This is a genomic window from Paraburkholderia caballeronis, assembly GCF_900104845.1.
In the GTDB taxonomy this organism is placed as follows: Bacteria; Pseudomonadota; Gammaproteobacteria; order Burkholderiales; family Burkholderiaceae; genus Paraburkholderia; species Paraburkholderia caballeronis.
In genome coordinates this window covers 1,283,940-1,301,560 of sequence record NZ_FNSR01000002.1, presented here as the reverse complement: position 1 = coordinate 1,301,560, position 17,621 = coordinate 1,283,940, and the positions used below count along the sequence as shown (strand labels likewise).

Here is a 17,621-nt window from a genome sequence, read left to right as displayed (position 1 = left end):
GATCACGATGACCCACGACACTGCACCACTCACCAGCAACGTCGCCGCGACGCGCGCGTTCGTCGAACGGCCGGCGCTGATGCTGCGCGCCGAGCGCGTGCGCAAGACCTTCACGCTGCACGGCCAGGGTGGCATCCGCATCGACGCGCTCGCGGGCGTGTCGCTCGACGTCGAGCGCGGCGAATGCGTAGTGCTCGCCGGCCCGTCCGGCGCGGGCAAGAGCACGCTGCTGCGCTGCCTGTACGGCAACTATCTGGCGAGCGGCGGCTCGATCGCGATCCGCGACGACGACGCGCCGCTCAAGCATCTGGAGATCACGACCGCCGCGCCGCACGACGTGCTGCGGCTGCGCCGCAACGTGGTCGGCTACGTGAGCCAGTTCCTGCGCGTGATCCCGCGCGTGCCGACGCTCGACGTCGTGGCCGCGCCGCTGACCGTGCGCGGCATCGCGAATGACGAAGCGCGCGAGCGCGCGGCCACGCTGCTCGCGCGGCTCAACGTGCCGCAACGGCTGTGGCCGCTCGCGCCCGCGACGTTCTCAGGCGGCGAGCAGCAGCGCGTGAACATCGCGCGCGGGCTGATCGCCGGCCATCGCGTGCTGTTGCTCGACGAACCGACCGCGTCGCTCGACGCGAAGAACCGCGAAGTGGTCGCGCAACTGATCGACGAGGCGCGCGAACGCGGCGCCGCGATCGTCGGCGTGTTCCACGACGAGGACACGCGCAGCCGCGTCGCGACGCGTTTCATGACCCTGAGCGCGCCGCATGCCGAAGCGGCGCTCACCGAACCTGCCTGACTGCCCCTGATACGGAGCCCTGCGATGTTGATCAAGAACGCTCGCATCGTGACGCGAGACGAAGTTTTCACCGGCACGCTGCGCGTCGAGGACGGCCGGATCGCCGACCTGTCGCGCGGCACGACGTCCGCGCGCGAAGCCGAGGACTGGGATGGCGACTATCTGCTGCCCGGCCTCGTCGAACTGCACACCGACAACCTGGAGAAGCACCTCGCGCCGCGTCCCGGCGTGTTGTGGAACATCGACGCGGCGTTCGTGATCCACGACGCGCAGGTCGCGGCGGCCGGCATCACGACGGTGTTCGATGCGCTCGCGATCGGCACGCGGCTGTCGGTCGGGGTGCGCGGCCGCGACGTGCAGATGCAGTCGGCGGACGCGCTCGCGCGCTTCTCGCAGAAGAAGCTGCTGCGCGCCGACCACTTCCTGCATCTGCGCTGCGAGATTGCGACGTCCGACGTGGTCGAGCTGTTCGACACGCTGAGCCCGCATCCGCTGATGCGCCTCGCGTCGGTGATGGATCACACGCCGGGTCAGCGCCAGTGGCACGACCGCACGCAATGGCGCCGTTATCAGGAACGCCACGGCAAGTGGACCGACGAGCAGGCGGAGACGACGCTCGCCGAACTCGCGGACGAGCAGCAGCGTTTCGCGGAGATGCACCGGCGCGAGATCGTCGAACGCTGCGCGGCGCGCGGCATCCCGCTCGCGAGCCACGACGACACGCTGGTCGAGCACGTCGAGCAGGCGGCCGCCGAAGGGATCGCACTGGCCGAATTCCCGACCACCCGCGCCGCCGCCGAGGAAGCGCACCGGCGCGGCATCGCGACGGTCATGGGCGCGCCGAACGTCGTGCGCGGCGGCTCGCATTCGGGCAACGTGTCCGCGCTCGAACTCGCACAGGCGGGGCTGCTCGACATCCTGTCGTCGGACTACGTGCCGTCGAGCCTCTTGACCGCCGCGTTCGACCTTGTCGGCAAGGTCGACTGGACGCTGCCGCGCGCGGTCGCGACGGTGTCCGCGGAGCCCGCGCGCAAGGCCGGGCTGAACGACCGCGGCGCGATCGAGCCGGGACTGCGCGCGGACTTCGTGCGCGTGACCATGCTCGACGCGCTGCCGGTGCCGCGCGCGACGTGGCGCGAAGGGACGCGGGTCGTCTGACTCACGCCTCGCCCTGTCCCCTCTCCTCATCCGGATGGGGGCGGCGGCAGCCCTCGCGCCGTCGCCGGCCGGCCGCCGCTTCCAGCCTCGGGGACGACCCGGCGGACAAGGCCGGCAGACGCCCCGACGAGCGGCCCTGCGAACGGCCTCATACGCGGACCGACCGTGCTTTTTTTCATGTCATAATGCCCCGCCTTTCGCGCCGGCCCCCCGGCGGCGGCGCTGCCGGCTGTTGTTGCGGGGCATCGGACCTCCCGTTCGCGCACCCCGAACGACGGCGCGGCGCCGGGTCGCGTCGCGCGTGGCGGAGCGCGGCCGGGCGGGCATCGGCGGCCTGGGCCGCAACGCCCGCTAGAGGCCTTGCTCGGGCGCTATCCGGTATTACACTAGCTACGCCGCATTTTTGGCCTGGTAAGCTTGGCGCGCCGCCGACCACTGGCCGGCGGCGCCGAAGAAGTCCAGACGCAAGCTGCGCCGGACCATGCGCTGCGGCGGCCGTGGCCGCACGCGGCGCTTATTGAACCATCCCGAGGAGTACACATAGTGAAGAAACTGCTTGCCGCCCTGTCGGTTGCCCTGCTTGCCGTGTCGGCGGGCGCCGCCCATGCGAAGGACTGGACCACCGTCCGCTTTGGCGTTGACGCCAGCTATGCGCCGTTCGAATCGAAGGCGCCGGATGGCAAGGTAGTCGGCTTCGACATCGACCTGGGCAACGAAATCTGCCGCCGCCTGAACGCCAAGTGCGTGTGGGTCGAGCAGGATTTCGACGGCATGATCCCCGCGCTGAAGGCGAAGAAGTTCGACGGCGTGCTGTCGTCGATGACGATCACGCCGCAGCGTTCGGAACAGATCGCGTTCTCCGCGAAGCTGTTCAACACGCCGACGCGCCTCGTCGCGAAGAAGGGCACGAGCTTCCAGCCGACCGCTGATTCGCTGAAGGGCAAGTCGGTCGGCGTCGAGCAGGGCACGATCCAGGAAACCTACGCGAAGACCAACTGGGCGCCGAAGGGCGTGAACGTGGTCCCGTACCAGAACCAGGACCAGGTCTATGCCGACCTGCTGTCGGGCCGTCTGGACGCTGCGCTGCAGGATGAAGTGCAGGCCGACCTCGGCTTCCTGAAGACCCCGCGCGGCGCGGGTTACCAGTTCGCCGGCGCGGAAATCCCGACCGGCGCGGCGGCCATCGGCCTGCGCAAGGAAGACACCGACCTGAAGACCAAGATCGACAAGGCAATCGCCGACATGATCAAGGACGGCACGTACAAGAAGATCGAAGCGAAGTATTTCGACTTCGACGTGTACGGCGGCTGATCAACGCTGCATCGGCGTGTCGCGCGGCGCTTCGTGCCGCGCGCCCTCCGTCTGACGGGCCTCGCATCGCGAGGCCCGTTTGCATTCCGGCCGCACCGCTTTGTCGGCTAAGATCGGGGGAACCGGCCCGCGACGGGCTTCGCCCACCGTCAACCTCCACGCGTTTCGCGGCCTCGTTCCGCGGCGCGCCACGACCATGCACATCCGCAACCATCCGCTGACCGCGCCCACCCTCGGCACGAGCCGCCAGATCACGAGTTTCCACTATGGGCCGGGCGGCGGCCAGAAGGTCTATATCCAGTCGTCGGTGCACGCGGACGAACTGCCCGCGATGCTGGTCGCCTGGGCGCTGCGGCGGCGCTTCGCGGCGCTCGAAGCGCAGGGGCGGATACGCGGCGAGATCGTCGTCGTGCCGGTACCGAATCCGATCGGGCTGAACCAGCATCTGTTCGGCCATCTGTATGGCCGGTTCGATGCGGGCAGCGGGCAGAACTTCAACCGCAACTTCCACGACCTGGCGTCGCTCGTGCCGGCGCAGATCGATTCGCAACTGGGCAGCGACGCGAACGCGAACCGCGACGCGATCCGCGCGGCGATCGGCGACGCGCTGCGCGCGCTGCAGCCGGTCAGCGAACTCGATTCGCAGCGGGTCGCGCTGCAACGGCTGTCGTACGACGCGGACATCGTGCTGGACCTGCATTGCGACCTCGAAGCGGCGCTGCACCTCTATACGACGCGCGATCTGTGGCCGGACGTCGAGCCGCTCGCGCGCTACCTGGACGCGAAGGCGTCGCTGCTCGTGCTGAACTCGATCGGCAATCCGTTCGAGGAGATCCACAGCTTCTGCTGGTCGCGGCTGCGCGAACGCTTCGGCGCGCGCTTTCCGATTCCGCTCGCGACGATTTCGGTGACCATCGAGTTTCGCGGCCAGCGCGACGTGTCGTATGACCTCGCGGAACGCGACGCGCAGGCGATCGTCGAGTACCTCACGCAGCGCGGCGTGATCGACGGCGAGCCGGCCGCATTGCCGCCGCTCGCGTTCGAGCCGACGCCGCTCGCCGGCACCGAGCCGATCGTCGCGCCGGCGAGCGGCGTGCTCGTGTTCCGCGCGGAGCCCGGCGCATGGATCGACGCGGGCCAGCCGGTCGCTGACCTCGTGGACCCGCTGACCGACGACGTCGTCACGCTGTGCGGGACCGTCAGCGGCGTGCTGTACGCGCGTCACGGCACGCGCTTCGCGACGGCCGGCATGGAAGTCGCGCGCATCGCCGGCGACCGGCCGATCCGCACCGGGTCGTTGCTGTCGCAATAGCGCGCGGCCGGCGGCGGACTCGCTCATGTCCGCCGCTCATATAACGCGGCCGATAATCAGTAATCCGGAATCAGGCGAATTGTCGAATCGCCATTGCGCCTAATTCCGGATCGCGCCACACCCCGCATGCACGCGTCATTTGATGACACCGATCAATCAATTTCATTCACTATTAAAAGGCAATCAAAGAACAGGAATTCCGATAAGCCGACAAGAAGAATGAAAAGGCGAAAATCTTATAAAGAAAAACCCTCGAATCGCCGCTATCCCGGCTGCTTTAAATCCTCTTTAAAGCCACGTGCGACAAGGCATTGCACCAATTCCCACGCCGACAATCCCCCTGTCGCGTCCGCACCACAGTATCGAGACATTCCCGAACGTTAGCCTTACTGTCACATTCGTTTCGCTGATCGCCCTTACATTCAGCCCGTCGCGCAACCGGCCATCCCGTCATGGGCGGAGCCGCAACATTCATCAACCCCGGAGAATGAGTTGAAAAAGAAAATCCTGACCACCGCTATTCTTGCGTCAATCGCGGGCGCCGCCCACGCACAAAGCAGCGTCACGCTGTATGGCCTCATCGATGCCGGTATCAGCTACGTGAGCAATGTGAAGACCGCCACGGGCAGCAGCCACGCATTCCAGTACGGCGACGGCGTCGCATCGGGCAGCCGTTGGGGCCTGCGCGGCTCGGAGGACCTGGGCGGCGGCCTGAAGGCGATCTTCGTGCTCGAAAGCGGCTTCAACAGCGGCAACGGCACGTCGGGCCAGGGCGGCGCGCTGTTCGGCCGTCAAGCGTTCGTGGGCCTCACGAAGGACAACATCGGTTCGATCACGTTGGGCCGTCAATACTCGCTCAGCACGGACGTGCTCGGTTCGAACTACTCGACCGGCGGCAACACGGCCGCGGGTAACTACGCTTACCACGTGAACGACGTCGACCAGCTGACGTCGAGCCGTATCAACAACTCGGTGAAGTTCCAGAGCGCGAACTTCGCGGGCCTCACGTTCGGCGCGTTGTACGGCTTCTCGAACACGGCAGGCGCATTCGCGGGCTCGCCGGGCACCGGCGCGACGCTGACGGGCGGCTCGTCGCGCACGTACAGCTTCGGCGCGAACTACGCGTACGGTCCGTTCAGCGTCGGCGCTGCGTACACGGACATCACGTACCCGGGTCAAGTCACGCCGGCGTTCTCGACGTCGCTCGCGAACTTCGCGACGGCCGCGGGCACGGGCAACCAGATCCGCGAACTGCGCACGTTCGGCGTCGGCGGCCGTTACGTCGTCGGCCCGGCAACCCTGTGGGCGTTGTGGACCAACACGCTGTTCTCGCCGGTCATCGGTTCGTCGACGCTGTACAACGCGTACGAAGTCGGCGGCAAGTACGCGGTCACGTCGGCTCTGTCGGGCGCGCTCGGCTACACGTACTCGCGCGCTTCGGGCCTCGCGAACGGCCACTGGAACCAGGTCAACGCAGCGATCGACTACGCGCTCAGCAAGCGCACGGACGTGTACCTGCTCGGCATCTACCAGGAAGCGTCGGGTTCGGCCAACGGCACGCCGCTGCAAGCGCAGATCGGCTCGTCGGCTTCGAGCTTCTTCCAGCCGTCGGGCACGGGCTCGGACAACCAGGTCGCTGTCCGCGTCGGCATCCGCCACAAGTTCTGATCGCCATGCAAAGGCCGGCGAAGTCCGCCGGCTCCGCGAAAAAGCGCCCCTCGGGGCGCTTTTTTCATGTCTGCGATCTCCGTGCGGCGGCGCGGCGCTTCCTCTGCCACGCGCGCTTCTGGTACGCTGCGCGCTTTCCCCCGCACGGCTCGAATCGATGGAACTCCCCTTCAACGAACGCGGCGTCTCGGTCACGCGCACCGCGCTGTCCGTCGCCGGCCAGGTCTTTCCGCTGCGCGACGTCGAGGACCTGCGCGTCGTCACGGTCCCGCGCAACCGCACGGTGCCGACGATCCTGTCTCTGATCGGCGTCGCGGGCTTCGCGGCCGGCATAGGGTTCGGCTCCGCGGTCGCGATCGTTTGCGGCCTGATGATGATCGTCGTCGGCTGGCTCACGTGGATCACGCAGGACGTCACGCACCGGCTGATCGTCGTGTCAGGCGGCGAGCAGCGCGAGGCGCTGTCGAGCGTCGAACTCGCGTTCGTCGAACGCGTCGCGGACGTGATCCGCGGCGCAATGGCCGGCAAGGGCGACGCGGCGGCGCGGCCCGCGCAATAAGCGCGGCGGGCCACGCGCGCCGCACTGCGGCAGGCGGTTCCGGCTAACCGAGTTCGACCGGCTTCACGCGCCAGATGTCGCGCGCGTATTCGGCAATCGCGCGATCCGACGAGAACATGCCCATTCCCGCGACGTTCTCGATCGCGCTCGCGGTCCACGACGGCACGTCGACGAAACGGCGGTCGACCGCCTCCTGCGCTTCGACGAACGCCGCGAAGTCCGCCAGCACCATGTAGTGATCGCCCCAGTCCACGAGCGTGTGGAAGATGTCCGAGAAGCGCGCGGGGTCGCCCGGCGAGAAGAAGCCGGTGCGGATCTGGTCGAGCGCCATGCGAAGCTCGGCGTTCTGCTCGTAAAACTGCCGCGGACGATAACCGGCCGAGCGCAGTCCGTCGACCTGATCCGCGGTATGCCCGAAGATGAAGATGTGCTCGGGGCCGACCGAATCGCAGATCTCGATGTTCGCGCCGTCGAGCGTGCCGATCGTCAGCGCGCCGTTCAGCGCGAGCTTCATGTTGCCGGTGCCGGACGCCTCGGTGCCCGCGGTCGAAATCTGCTCGGACAGGTTCGCGGCCGGGATCAGCAGCTCCGCGAGGCTCACGCCGTAGTTCGGCACGAACACGACCTTCAGCCGGTCGCCGACGATCGGATCGTGATTGACCTTCGCGGCGACGTCGTTGATGAGCTTGATGATGGTCTTCGCCATCCGGTACGCGGACGCCGCCTTGCCCGCGAACAGCACGACGCGCGGCGTCCATTCGCGCTGCGGCTCCGCGCGGATGCGGTTGTAGCGGACGATCACGTGCAGCACGTTCAGCAGTTGCCGCTTGTATTCGTGGATGCGCTTCACCTGCATGTCGAACAGCGCATCGGGATCGAACGTCAGCCCCGTGTGATGCGCAAGCCGATGCGCGAGCCGCACCTTGTTGCTGCGCTTCGCGGCGCGGAACGCTTCCTCGAACGACGCATCGCCGCGCAGCTTGCGCAGCGCGCCGAGTTCGAACAGGTCGGCGCGCCAGCGCGGGCCGATCGCGTCGTCGATCAGCCCCGCGAGCGACGGGCTCGCCTGCGCGAGCCAGCGGCGCGGCGTGATGCCGTTCGTCACGTTCGTGAAGCGGTCCGGAAAGAGCCGCGCGAAGTCGCTGAAGATGTCGCGCGTCATCAGTTGCGAATGCAGCTTCGACACGCCGTTCACCTTGTGGCTCGCGACGATCGCGAGGTACGCCATCCGCACGCGGCGCTGCCCGTATTCGTCGACGAGCGAGATGCGGCGGATCATTTCCGGATCGTGCGCGCCGCCTTCGCTCGCCTTGCGCAGGAACTCCGCGTTGATGTCGAAGATGATCTCCAGATGCCGCGGCAGCATCCGCGAGAGCAGTTCGACATCCCAGGTTTCGAGCGCCTCGGGCATCAGCGTGTGATTCGTGTACGAGAACACCTGCTGCACGTGCGCGAGCGCCTTGTCCCACGGCACGCGATGGATGTCGACCAGCAGCCGCATCAGTTCCGGAATGGCGAGCACCGGATGCGTATCGTTCAGATGCACGGCGACCTTCTCCGAGAAGCGGCCGAACGTGCTGTGCGTGCGCAGATAACGGCGGATCAGGTCCTGCATCGTTGCCGACACGAAGAAATATTCCTGGCGCAGACGCAGTTCGCGGCCCGCCATCGTCGAGTCGTCCGGATACAGCAGCCGCGACACGTTCTCCGACGCGTTGCGCGTCTCGACCGCGCGCTGATAGTCGCCCTGGTTGAACGCGGAGAGGTCCAGTTCCTCGGGCGCGCGCGCGGACCATAACCGCAGCGTGTTCGTCGCGCTGGTCGCGAAGCCGGGAATCACGGTGTCGTAAGCGGTCGCGTTCACGTGCTGCGTGTCGACCCATTCGACGTGGCCGTCGCGCTGCACGGTGCGGCCGCCGAAGTGCACCGGATACTGGATCTCCGGACGCGGAAACTCCCACGGATTGCCCGAGCGCAGCCAGTAGTCCGGCGTCTCGACCTGCTCGCCGTCGACGATCTGCTGGCGGAACATCCCGTACTCGTAGCGGATGCCGTAGCCGAAGCCCGGCACGCCGAGCGTCGCCATCGAATCGAGGAAGCAGGCGGCGAGCCGGCCGAGGCCGCCGTTGCCGAGCGCGGCGTCCGGTTCGAGATCGATCAGCGCCTCCATGTCGACGCCGACGCCGGCGAGCGCCTCCTTCATCGGTTCGTAGATGCCGAGCGCAAGCAGCGCGTTCGTGAAAGTCCGGCCGATCAGGAATTCCATCGACAGGTAATACACACGTTTGACGTCCTGCTCGTACTGGCGGCGCGTGGTGGACATCCAGCGCGCGACGAGCCGGTCGCGAACCGCGAGCGCGGCCGCATGCAGCCAGTCCTGCGGACGGGCCGCGACGGCATCCTTGCCGACGCCGTACATCAGGCGGTTGGAGAGGGAGCGGCGCAACGCGTCGACGCTGCTGTTGAGCTGATCGACCTCCAGATCCACTGCTGTCATCGATTGACTCCGGGAAAAGCGGCGCGGATGCGCACGTGTTCTCGGCTGCGCGGCCGGTTCGGGGGCGGAGGACGAGCTGGCCCGGCGCGCAGGTGAGCTTGCAGAGTAGGACATTTTGGCGGTACACGGCGCTGCGGCAAAAAACGGCGGGGGCAAGGTGAGTCGAAGTGGGGGCTCACCTGGGGGCTTAGGACGTGGCGGCGGCGGTGCCGGGGCCGGCGGCTGCCGGCCTGGTGACTGAAGCCGGCAAGCGGCAGCAGCGCCGGAGTCGCGCGGCCGCGATGGGGGTGGCGACGGTCACTCCAATTGCCGGCGGCAGGCACAGCCGGTTTCGTCGTGAACGACACCGCTTGTGACACGCGGCAAGGGCCAGCCCCTTCGATTTTCAGGTCGCATTTGCGTTCGACTACGCGGCGCGGGGTGGACAGTTAGTTGCATAAAAACCGCGTCCCCCTCCGGTGCCGTCTTACATTTCCCCCACGCACTTCAGCAACCGCTGCAAAATTGGCCGTCGTCTGCAACAATCGCGGGATCGAATGATCCACGGCGTCCGCCCGACGCGGACGCCCGCACGTCGCCCCGCCGCCGCGCCTGGCGCGCGCGGCGGCGCCTTCCGACCAGAGTCCGCCTTGTCCGAAACCTGCACCCCGTCGCGCGAGACCCCGCTCGCCGATGCGCCGATGTCCGCCAGGAACCGCCGCGCGATGGGCGCGGTGATGCTCGCGGTCGCGCTCGCGACCCTCGACACCGCGATCGCGAACACCGCGCTGCCCGCGATCGCCGCCGATCTGCACGCGGCCCCGGCCGCCTCGGTGTGGATCATCAACGCGTACCAGCTCGCGATGGTCGCGACGCTGCTGCCGCTCGCCGCGCTCGGCGACATCATCGGCCACCGGCGCATCTACATCAGCGGGCTCGCGATCTTCACGCTCGCGTCACTCGCGTGCGCGGTCGCGCCGACGCTGACGACGCTGACCGCCGCGCGCGTGCTGCAAGGGCTTGGCGCGAGCGCGATCATGAGCGTGAACACCGCGCTGATCCGCTTCCTGTTCCCGCCGCACCGGCTCGGGCGCGGCCTCGGGCTGAACGCGCTGGTGGTCGGCGTGTCGTTCGCGATCGGGCCGACGATCGCGTCGCTGATCCTCGCGACGGCAAACTGGCCGTGGCTGTTCGCGATCAACGTGCCGCTCGGCGCAATCGCGCTCGCGTTCGCGATGCCCGCGCTGCCGCACACCGCGCAGGGCAAACACGCGTTCGACCCGGTCGCCGCGCTGCTGAACGTCATCACGTTCGCCGCGCTGATCTTCGCGCTCGGCGAGGCGGCGCAGCGCGCGCCGGGCGCGGAGGTGCTGATCGCGGCGGCGATCGCGCTCGGGTTCGGCGCGCTGCTGATCTGGCGCGAGGCGGGCCACCCGGCGCCGATGCTGCCGGTGGATCTGTTCCGGCTGCCGGTGTTCACGCTGTCCGCGGTCACGGCGGTCTGCTCGTTCGCCGCGCAGGGGCTCGCGTTCGTATCGCTGCCGTTCTACTTCGAGGACGTGCTCGGGCGCAGCCAGGTCGAGACCGGCTTCCTGATGACGCCGTGGCCGGTCGTCGTCGCGGCCGCCGCGCCCATCGCGGGACGGCTGTCCGACCGTTATCCGCCGGGACTGCTCGGCGGCATCGGGCTCGCGATCCTGTCGGCGGGGATGGCGTCGCTCGCGCTGATGCCCGCGCACCCGTCGGTGACGGACATCGCCGTGCGGATGGCCGTCTGCGGCGCGGGTTTCGGATTCTTCCAGTCGCCGAACCTGAAGGCGCTGATGGCGAGCGCGCCGCCAGAACGCAGCGGCGGCGCGAGCGGCATCATCGCGACCGCCCGGCTGCTCGGCCAGACGACCGGCGCGGCGCTGGTCGCGCTGTGCTTCGGGATTGCCGGCAAGCATGGGCCGACGCTCGCGCTGAGCGCCGGCGCGGTGTTCGCGGGCGCGGCAAGCGTCGCCAGCGGGCTGCGGCTCTTCGCGCCGTCGCATCGCGCGGGGGTGTTTCAGAAGTAGCGCCGGACAAGGCGGCGGGAATCGCCGCTCCGCAGCGCCCCGTGAAACCGCCGCCCGTATCCGTCGCGCGGGCGGCCCAGGGATCAACGACGGTGCAAGCCGTCGTGCTTCAACGCGCGAAATACGCCTTCACGGCCGCGACGACCGTGTCGATCTCGGCCGCCGACACGTCCAGATGCGTGACGAACCGCGACGCATACAGCATCTGCGTGAGAATGCCCCGCTCCTTCAGATACGCTTCGAGCGGCGCGCAATGCGCCTGCGGGAACTGCGCGAACACCATGTTCGTCGCGTGCGACAGCACCTTCACCTCCGCGATGTCCGCCAGCCCGGCCGCGAGACGCGCGGCGTTCGCGTGGTCGTCCGCGAGGCGTTCGACGTTGTGGTCGAGCGCGTACAGGCACGCGCCCGCGAGCACGCCGGCCTGCCGCATCCCGCCGCCGAGCACCTTGCGCCAGCGGTGCGCGACGTCGATCAGCGCGCGGCTGCCGACCAGCACCGAACCGACCGGCGTGCCGAGCCCCTTCGAAAAGCAGATCGACACCGAGTCGAAGCCGGCCGTCAGCGCCGCCAGCGGCTGCCCGGACGCGACCGCCGCGTTGAACACGCGCGCGCCGTCGAGGTGCGTGGACAGCCCGCGGCCGTGCGTGAAGCGCGTCGCCTCGTCGACGTATGCGGCCGGCAACACCTTGCCGCCGATCGTGTTTTCGAGCGCGAGGAGGCGCGTGCGCGCGAAGTGATCGTCGAGCGGCTTGATCGCGGCGGCGATCCGGTCGAGCGGGATCGAGCCGTCGTCCGCGTTGTCGATCGGCTGCGGCTGAATGCTGCCGAGCACCGCCGCGCCGCCGCCCTCGTATTTGTACGTGTGCGCGGCCTGGCCGACGATGTATTCGTCGCCGCGCGCGCAGTGCGCCATCAGCGCGGCGAGGTTGCTCTGCGTGCCGCTCGGGAAGAACAGCCCGGCTTCCTTGCCCGCCAGCTCGGCGACGCGCGCCTGAAGGCGCAGCACGGTCGGGTCGTCGCCCCAGACGTCGTCGCCGGTTTCGGCGCGGGTCATCGCGTCGAGCATCGCCGGGCTCGGGCGGGTTACGGTGTCGCTGCGCAGATCGATCATGCGATGGAGTCCTCGTAATGGAAGCGGCGCGCGAAACGCGTCGCGGCGAACATCGCCGCGCGCGGGCTGCGCCGCCCGGAAAGCGTCGAGTGTATTTTCAAATGCGGGGGGCGCGCAATTCGCGAACGAAATGCAATGGCGGAAATTCGCGCGGCGACGGCGCGACAGGAACGGCTCACGTAAGAGCCGCGGCACGGCCGCCCGCCGAAGCGACCGTTATTTCGGCAGCAACGCGAGCGGATCGACCGGCTTGCCGTCCGCGCGCACCTCGAACTGGACGCCCGCGACGCCGCGCGAATCGACGCCCATCTCGGCGATCGGCTGCCCCTGCACGACGGCTTCGTCCTCGTTGACGAGCAACTTGCCGTTGTGGCCATACGCGGTGACGACCGAATCGTTGTGCTTGATGATGATGAGCGGCCCGTAGGCCTCGATGCCGGTCCCCGCATAAACGACGCGGCCTGCGGCGGCGGCCTTCACCGGCTGGCCGGCGACGCCGCCGATCAGGATGCCGGTCGATTTGCCCGGCACGAAGTTCTGCACCACCGGCCCGCGCACCGGCCACTGCAACGGGATGGACGGCACGGGCACCGGCGCCGCGACGCCGGCGACGCCCGACGCGGGTCCGGGCACAGCGGCCTGCGGCGCGGGGAGGCGCAGCGGCACGCCCGCGACCGGCGGCGCGACCCGCAGCACCTGGCCCGGCACCACCGGCGCGTCGGTCGGCAGCTGGTTCCAGGCGGCGATGTCCTGCGGCCGCTGGCCGTACGCGCCGGCGATCCGCGACAGCGTATCGCCGGGATTGACCCGGTAGTAGCCCGCCGGCACGCCGGTCGACGAGACCGGCTGCGGCGCCGTGCTGCCTCCCCAAGGGGTCAGCGTGCAGGCGCTCGCCAGCAACGCCACCGTGGCCAGCGCCGCATATGCGCCCAGCTTTCGCCGTTGTCGATTCATGTTGCTGATCCTCGCTACGTGTCGATGCGGGTTCGATCACGGGCCGCGGACGTTCGTTCGCGCGAGCCTCACGCCGCACGCCGCGCCCGGCGTTGGCAGCCGTGCAAAGGGAGAACGGCCCCCATTATATCGTCGCCCCTCGCGACGCCCCCGCTTCCGGCCGCTGCGGCCCGCCAACATTGATTACCCGGCATGCTGGCCTATACTCGGTCGTGCTGCCCTTCGAACAATGACATCTCTGGCGCGTCCCACCGCTGCGGTCCCACATTCGTGAGGAATCGAGGATGAACAAGGCCACCTTCCTGTCAGTGCAGCTCAATGTCGAAGACGTCGCAGCATCGCCGGGCCTCGTCGAGTTGTTGAACAACCATCTGGTCTTTGCGGCGGACGTCGCCGAGGCGGCCGACGAGCTGGTGCAGTTCGCCAGCGTTGCGCGGCTCGCGAGCGGCGTCGAGGCGACCGTCGAAATTCCGGCCGTCGTGATCGAACGCCTGCGGGACGCGCTCGACACGCTGAGCGGCTATGACGAAACCTGGCTTTTCGCGCTCGAACCGAGCCGCGCGCTGTTCGACGACATCGCACGTCGGCAGCGCATGCTGCATTAGGTCCGCTCAAGCCGTCGGACCCGGCGCCGGCCCGCGGCCGCGCCGCCGTCCGCGTCGTTCCGCACGCCAGCCGCCGCCCGCACTCCGCGCAGCCGGGCGACATCGCCCGTTGGCGTGCCTTTCTGGGGGATTTGCCGTGAAAACATTCCTGAACCGCCGTCATGTCGCGCTCGCCGGCACGCCGTCCCACCTCGTCGCCGTCGCTCAGCCGCCGCAACCCGCCGCCGCCGAACCGGCGGTCGAGCCCGCCGCCGAAGAAGAACCTCCGGACGAGGCCGCCGAATCGGCCCGCCCCGTCCCGACGCTGCGTGCGGTCGCGGTCGTGCCGTCGCAGGTGAACGGGCGGCCGGTGCGCATCGCGGACGGCAACGAGTTCGCGGCGCTCGCGGCCGGCAACGAACTGACGACGTTTCGCGTGTTCCGCAGCTTCGATTACGCGGTCAGCCTGCAATTTCACGCGAAGGAGCTGACGTACTACGTCGCGCTGCATCAGGACAGCGTGCTGTGGCGCGCGCTGAAAGCCGCCGACCTCGACGCGGCCGGCGCCGTGTTCCGGCATCTGGAGGAGCAGGCGACGCGCCTCGCGGACGGCGAAGCGCGCCGCGCCCAGCTGCTCGCGCAGAACGAGCAGTTGGTGAAGCAGATCGAGGAGTCCGAGGCGCTCGCGGAGCGGCTGCGCAACGACTTGCAGCGCCACGCGTCGCAGGAGCATCTGGTGACGGCGCGTCAGCATCAGGTGCGCAAGGAGGTCGCGCAACTGGAAGCGCAACGGATCGCCGCGCAGGCACAACTGAACAAGGCGCACCGGATGATTCACCAGTTGAGCGTCGCGACGAACGAAGGCGTGCCGCACCTGCCCGGACGATGACGCTGCGCGTTGCGCACGAAAAAACGCGGGCCGGATAACCGGCCCGCGCTTGGGTGTCGATGCGCGGCGAACCGCGCGGATACTGCTTCGTTACCGCTTAATGGCCGAAAAACACGGCCTGTTGCGGACGAACCTGAGCCGGCTGCACCGCCTGACCGGCTGCCGACGTACCAGCCGCCGGGGCGCCGTAACCGCTCGTGTTCGCCTGGGCCAGCTTCTGCTCGTTGACGCGCTGTTCCGCTGCCTGCAGATCTTCCGGGTAGTTGACCTGGTTTTCAGCCGGCGAGTACCCCGCCTTTTCCAGTTGGACCAGTTCTGCGCGGACTTGCGCACGCGTCAGCGGTTGCGCGGTCTGCGCGAACGAAATTGCCGGAACGACGAGCGCGGCTGCAACGACAACTGCGGGAATGAACTTGCTCATGATCCTTACCTCCGTCTGTTTTTGTAGGCTTAGAACACCATGTCCGTCAGCCGTTAACTACAGTTTAAGGATCACCGTCACTAGGTACAAACCCTATTTCCGCTATATACCGTTACAAAATCCGTAACAAAGGCCGTCGGCCCACAACCTGAATCCACGATTCGCCCGCGCCGCGCAACGACTCGCTCGCCCGCTCAGGCCCACTCGGCGTGGAAACTGCCCGGCTTGTCGGTCCGCTCGAACGTGTGTGCGCCGAAGAAGTCGCGCTGAGCTTGCACCAGGTTCGCCGGCAGCCGTTCCGACCGGTAGCCGTCGAAATACGCGACCGCCGACGAGAACGCCGGCACCGGCACGCCCGCCGCGATCGCCGCCGTCACCACGTCGCGCAGCGCGGCCTGGTAGTTCGCCGCGACGTCGCGGAAATACGGATCGAGCAGCAGGTTCGCGAGTTGCGGATCGTGCGCATACGCGTCGGTGATCTTCTGCAGGAAACGCGCGCGGATGATGCAGCCGGCCCGGAAAATCTTCGCGATCGTCCCGTATTGCAGGTCCCACTTGTACTCGTCCGATGCCGCGCGCAGTTGCGCGAAGCCCTGGGCATACGAGATCACCTTGCTCAGATACAGCGCGCGCCGCACCGCTTCGATAAACGCCGCCCGGTCGCCGGCGAGCGGCTTCGCGGCCGGCCCCGACAGCACCTTGCTCGCCGCGACCCGCTGCGTCTTCAGCGACGACAGCACGCGCGCGAACACCGACTCGGTGATCAGCGGCAGCGGCACGCCGAGGTCGAGCGCGTTCTGGCTCGTCCACTTGCCGGTGCCTTTCTGCGCCGCGCGATCGAGAATCACGTCGACCAGATCGTTGCCGGTCTCGTCGTCCTTCTTGCCGAAAATTTTCGAGGTGATCTCGATCAGGTAGCTGTCGAGTTCGCCGCTGTTCCACTCGGTATAGACGTCGCCGAGTTCCTTGTTCGTCAGCCCCGCCACCTGCTTGAGCACCGCGTAGCTTTCGGCGATCAGCTGCATGTCGCCGTACTCGATTCCGTTGTGCACCATCTTTACGTAATGGCCCGCGCCGTCCGGTCCCATGTACGCGACGCACGGCTCGCCGTCCGGCGCCTTCGCGGCGATCTCGGTGAGGATCGGCGCAACCAGATCGTAAGCGTCGCGCTGGCCGCCCGGCATGATCGACGGCCCCTTCAGCGCGCCTTCCTCGCCGCCCGACACGCCCGTGCCGATGAAGTGCAGCCCCGCCTTCGCGAGTTCCTGGTTGCGGCGGATCGTGTCCGTGAAGTGCGTGTTGCCGCCGTCGATCAGGATGTCGCCCTGGTCGAGCAGCGGCTTCAGCGACGCGATCGTCGCGTCGGTCGCCTCGCCGGCCTTCACCATCAGCAGGATGCGGCGCGGCTTTTCGAGCGACGCGACGAATTCTTCCAGCGTGTAAGCCGGCACCAGCTTGCGATCGGGAAACTCCGCGATCAGCTCATCGGTTTTTTCGCGGCTGCGGTTGAACACCGACACCGCATGACCCCGGCTTTCGATGTTGAGCGCCAGATTGCGACCCATCACGGCCAGTCCCACCACGCCGATTGCCTGCTTGCTCATGTCGATTCTCCACTAAAACGGTGACGCGATTCGCGTCGGGTCGTGCAAGGATAAGGGAAACGGCCGCGAAGCGTCGGCGGCTGTTTCCGCCGCGCGCTAGCGCTTCCTGAACACGAGGCTGAAATTGTTCGCCGGCATCGCGATGCACGGTTCGCTGTCGAAACCGGCCGCCGCCGCGAGCGCCTCCACGGCTTCCATGTTCCGCACGCCCCATGTGGGATTGCGCATGCGCAGGTCCTCGTCGAACGCCGCGTTGCTCGGCGCGGTGTGCTCGCCGTGACGGCGGTACGGCCCGTACAGCACCAGCACGCCGCCCGCGCCGAGCAGCGCGCCCGCGCCTTCCATCAACGCTTCGGTGGCCGCCCACGGCGCGATGTGGATCATGTTGATGCAGACGATCGCATCGGCCGCGCCGACCGGCCACGGCAGATGGCGCACGTCGAGATCGAGCGGCTCGCGCAGGTTCGCGAGGCCGCTGTGTGCGCGCCATGCGGAAATCGACGCCCGCGCGCGCGGATCGGCGTCGCTCGGCTGCCATTCGATCGCGGGCAGCGCGGCCGAGAAAAAAGCCGCGTGCTGGCCGGTGCCGCTCGCGATCTCCAGCACGAGGCCGGTTGGCGGCAATGCGCGCCGCAGCACGTCGAGGATCGGCGCGGCGTTGCGCTCGACGGCGGGCGCGGCCTGGCGCGCGTCGGAAGAAGAAGTCGTCATCGCGGTG

15 protein-coding genes are annotated in these 17,621 nt (G+C 68.2%); 9 read left to right on the top strand and 6 right to left on the bottom strand.

Going from position 1 to position 17,621, the window contains the following annotated elements:
• The first annotated feature begins 7 nt into the window (after positions 1 to 7).
• The 6 genes from phnL to BLV92_RS22295 all read left to right on the top strand — a co-directional run bounded on the left by phnL (position 8) and on the right by BLV92_RS22295 (position 6,804).
• On the top strand, positions 8 to 796 hold the full coding sequence (phnL, locus tag BLV92_RS22320) for a phosphonate C-P lyase system protein PhnL (protein ID WP_090548978.1): 789 nt from the start codon (positions 8 to 10) through the stop codon (positions 794 to 796).
• 24 nt (positions 797 to 820) lie between these two features.
• The gene (locus tag BLV92_RS22315; protein ID WP_090548975.1) at positions 821 to 1,954 is read left to right on the top strand and encodes an alpha-D-ribose 1-methylphosphonate 5-triphosphate diphosphatase; all 1,134 of its coding nucleotides are present in this window, start codon (positions 821 to 823) and stop codon (positions 1,952 to 1,954) included.
• Between the two features lie 543 nt (positions 1,955 to 2,497).
• Positions 2,498 to 3,265: an ABC transporter substrate-binding protein gene (locus BLV92_RS22310; protein ID WP_090548972.1), complete on the top strand. Its 768-nt coding sequence runs from the start codon at positions 2,498 to 2,500 to the stop codon at positions 3,263 to 3,265.
• Between the two features lie 196 nt (positions 3,266 to 3,461).
• Positions 3,462 to 4,577, top strand: coding sequence for a succinylglutamate desuccinylase/aspartoacylase family protein (locus tag BLV92_RS22305; RefSeq protein ID WP_090548969.1), 1,116 nt, complete (start codon positions 3,462 to 3,464; stop codon positions 4,575 to 4,577).
• A 492-nt stretch (positions 4,578 to 5,069) separates the two neighbouring features.
• On the top strand, positions 5,070 to 6,245 hold the full coding sequence (locus BLV92_RS22300) for a porin (RefSeq protein WP_090548966.1): 1,176 nt from the start codon (positions 5,070 to 5,072) through the stop codon (positions 6,243 to 6,245).
• A gap of 157 nt (positions 6,246 to 6,402) precedes the next feature.
• Positions 6,403 to 6,804, top strand: a complete 402-nt coding sequence (locus BLV92_RS22295) for a DUF6232 family protein (RefSeq protein ID WP_090548963.1) — start codon at positions 6,403 to 6,405, stop codon at positions 6,802 to 6,804.
• A 43-nt stretch (positions 6,805 to 6,847) separates the two neighbouring features.
• Here BLV92_RS22295 and BLV92_RS22290 read toward each other — a convergent pair whose 3' ends face one another.
• Positions 6,848 to 9,301 (bottom strand): glycogen/starch/alpha-glucan phosphorylase, encoded by a 2,454-nt coding sequence (locus BLV92_RS22290; protein WP_090548960.1) that lies wholly within the window; start codon positions 9,299 to 9,301, stop codon positions 6,848 to 6,850.
• Between the two features lie 680 nt (positions 9,302 to 9,981).
• On the opposite strand from BLV92_RS22290, the gene BLV92_RS22285 reads away from it, so the two are divergent.
• Positions 9,982 to 11,337 carry an MFS transporter gene (locus tag BLV92_RS22285; protein WP_090548957.1) on the top strand — a complete coding sequence of 452 codons (1,356 nt, stop codon included), beginning with the start codon at positions 9,982 to 9,984 and terminating at the stop codon, positions 11,335 to 11,337.
• A 109-nt stretch (positions 11,338 to 11,446) separates the two neighbouring features.
• Here the strand turns inward: BLV92_RS22285 and ltaE are convergent, their stop codons facing one another.
• Both ltaE and BLV92_RS22275 read right to left on the bottom strand, forming a co-directional pair.
• Positions 11,447 to 12,451: a low-specificity L-threonine aldolase gene (gene ltaE, locus BLV92_RS22280; protein ID WP_090548954.1), complete on the bottom strand. Its 1,005-nt coding sequence runs from the start codon at positions 12,449 to 12,451 to the stop codon at positions 11,447 to 11,449.
• 216 nt (positions 12,452 to 12,667) lie between these two features.
• Positions 12,668 to 13,405 carry a peptidoglycan DD-metalloendopeptidase family protein gene (locus BLV92_RS22275; RefSeq protein ID WP_090548951.1) on the bottom strand — a complete coding sequence of 246 codons (738 nt, stop codon included), beginning with the start codon at positions 13,403 to 13,405 and terminating at the stop codon, positions 12,668 to 12,670.
• 284 nt (positions 13,406 to 13,689) lie between these two features.
• Here BLV92_RS22275 and BLV92_RS22270 point away from each other — a divergent pair, with 284 nt between their 5' ends.
• Both BLV92_RS22270 and BLV92_RS22265 read left to right on the top strand, forming a co-directional pair.
• A complete protein-coding gene (locus BLV92_RS22270) occupies positions 13,690 to 14,010 on the top strand; it encodes a hypothetical protein (protein ID WP_090548950.1) in 321 nt (106 codons plus the stop codon).
• Positions 14,011 to 14,146: 136 nt separating this feature from the next.
• The gene (locus tag BLV92_RS22265) at positions 14,147 to 14,878 is read left to right on the top strand and encodes a DUF2968 domain-containing protein (RefSeq protein WP_090548948.1); all 732 of its coding nucleotides are present in this window, start codon (positions 14,147 to 14,149) and stop codon (positions 14,876 to 14,878) included.
• A gap of 97 nt (positions 14,879 to 14,975) precedes the next feature.
• On the opposite strand, the gene BLV92_RS22260 is transcribed toward BLV92_RS22265, so the two are convergent.
• The 3 genes from BLV92_RS22260 to BLV92_RS22250 form a co-directional block, all read right to left on the bottom strand.
• A complete protein-coding gene (locus BLV92_RS22260; protein WP_090548941.1) occupies positions 14,976 to 15,299 on the bottom strand; it encodes a DUF4148 domain-containing protein in 324 nt (107 codons plus the stop codon).
• 194 nt (positions 15,300 to 15,493) lie between these two features.
• The gene (gene gndA, locus BLV92_RS22255; RefSeq protein ID WP_090548939.1) at positions 15,494 to 16,903 is read right to left on the bottom strand and encodes an NADP-dependent phosphogluconate dehydrogenase; all 1,410 of its coding nucleotides are present in this window, start codon (positions 16,901 to 16,903) and stop codon (positions 15,494 to 15,496) included.
• Positions 16,904 to 16,999: 96 nt separating this feature from the next.
• Positions 17,000 to 17,614, bottom strand: coding sequence for a DUF938 domain-containing protein (locus BLV92_RS22250; RefSeq protein WP_090548936.1), 615 nt, complete (start codon positions 17,612 to 17,614; stop codon positions 17,000 to 17,002).
• Between the last annotated feature and the right edge of the window lie 7 nt (positions 17,615 to 17,621).

Bases quoted from the DNA above. Each gene is read 5' to 3' on its own strand.
- phnL (WP_090548978.1), top strand. From the start codon at position 8: ATGACCCACGACACTGCACCACTCACCAGCAACGTCGCCGCGACGCGC.
- BLV92_RS22315 (WP_090548975.1), top strand. From the start codon at position 821: ATGTTGATCAAGAACGCTCGCATCGTGACGCGAGACGAAGTTTTCACC.
- BLV92_RS22305 (WP_090548969.1), top strand. From the start codon at position 3,462: ATGCACATCCGCAACCATCCGCTGACCGCGCCCACCCTCGGCACGAGC.
- BLV92_RS22295 (WP_090548963.1), top strand. From the start codon at position 6,403: ATGGAACTCCCCTTCAACGAACGCGGCGTCTCGGTCACGCGCACCGCG.
- BLV92_RS22290 (WP_090548960.1), bottom strand. From the start codon at position 9,301: ATGACAGCAGTGGATCTGGAGGTCGATCAGCTCAACAGCAGCGTCGAC.
- BLV92_RS22285 (WP_090548957.1), top strand. From the start codon at position 9,982: ATGTCCGCCAGGAACCGCCGCGCGATGGGCGCGGTGATGCTCGCGGTC.
- ltaE (WP_090548954.1), bottom strand. From the start codon at position 12,451: ATGATCGATCTGCGCAGCGACACCGTAACCCGCCCGAGCCCGGCGATG.
- BLV92_RS22275 (WP_090548951.1), bottom strand. From the start codon at position 13,405: ATGAATCGACAACGGCGAAAGCTGGGCGCATATGCGGCGCTGGCCACG.
- BLV92_RS22270 (WP_090548950.1), top strand. From the start codon at position 13,690: ATGAACAAGGCCACCTTCCTGTCAGTGCAGCTCAATGTCGAAGACGTC.
- BLV92_RS22260 (WP_090548941.1), bottom strand. From the start codon at position 15,299: ATGAGCAAGTTCATTCCCGCAGTTGTCGTTGCAGCCGCGCTCGTCGTT.
- gndA (WP_090548939.1), bottom strand. From the start codon at position 16,903: ATGAGCAAGCAGGCAATCGGCGTGGTGGGACTGGCCGTGATGGGTCGC.
- BLV92_RS22250 (WP_090548936.1), bottom strand. From the start codon at position 17,614: ATGACGACTTCTTCTTCCGACGCGCGCCAGGCCGCGCCCGCCGTCGAG.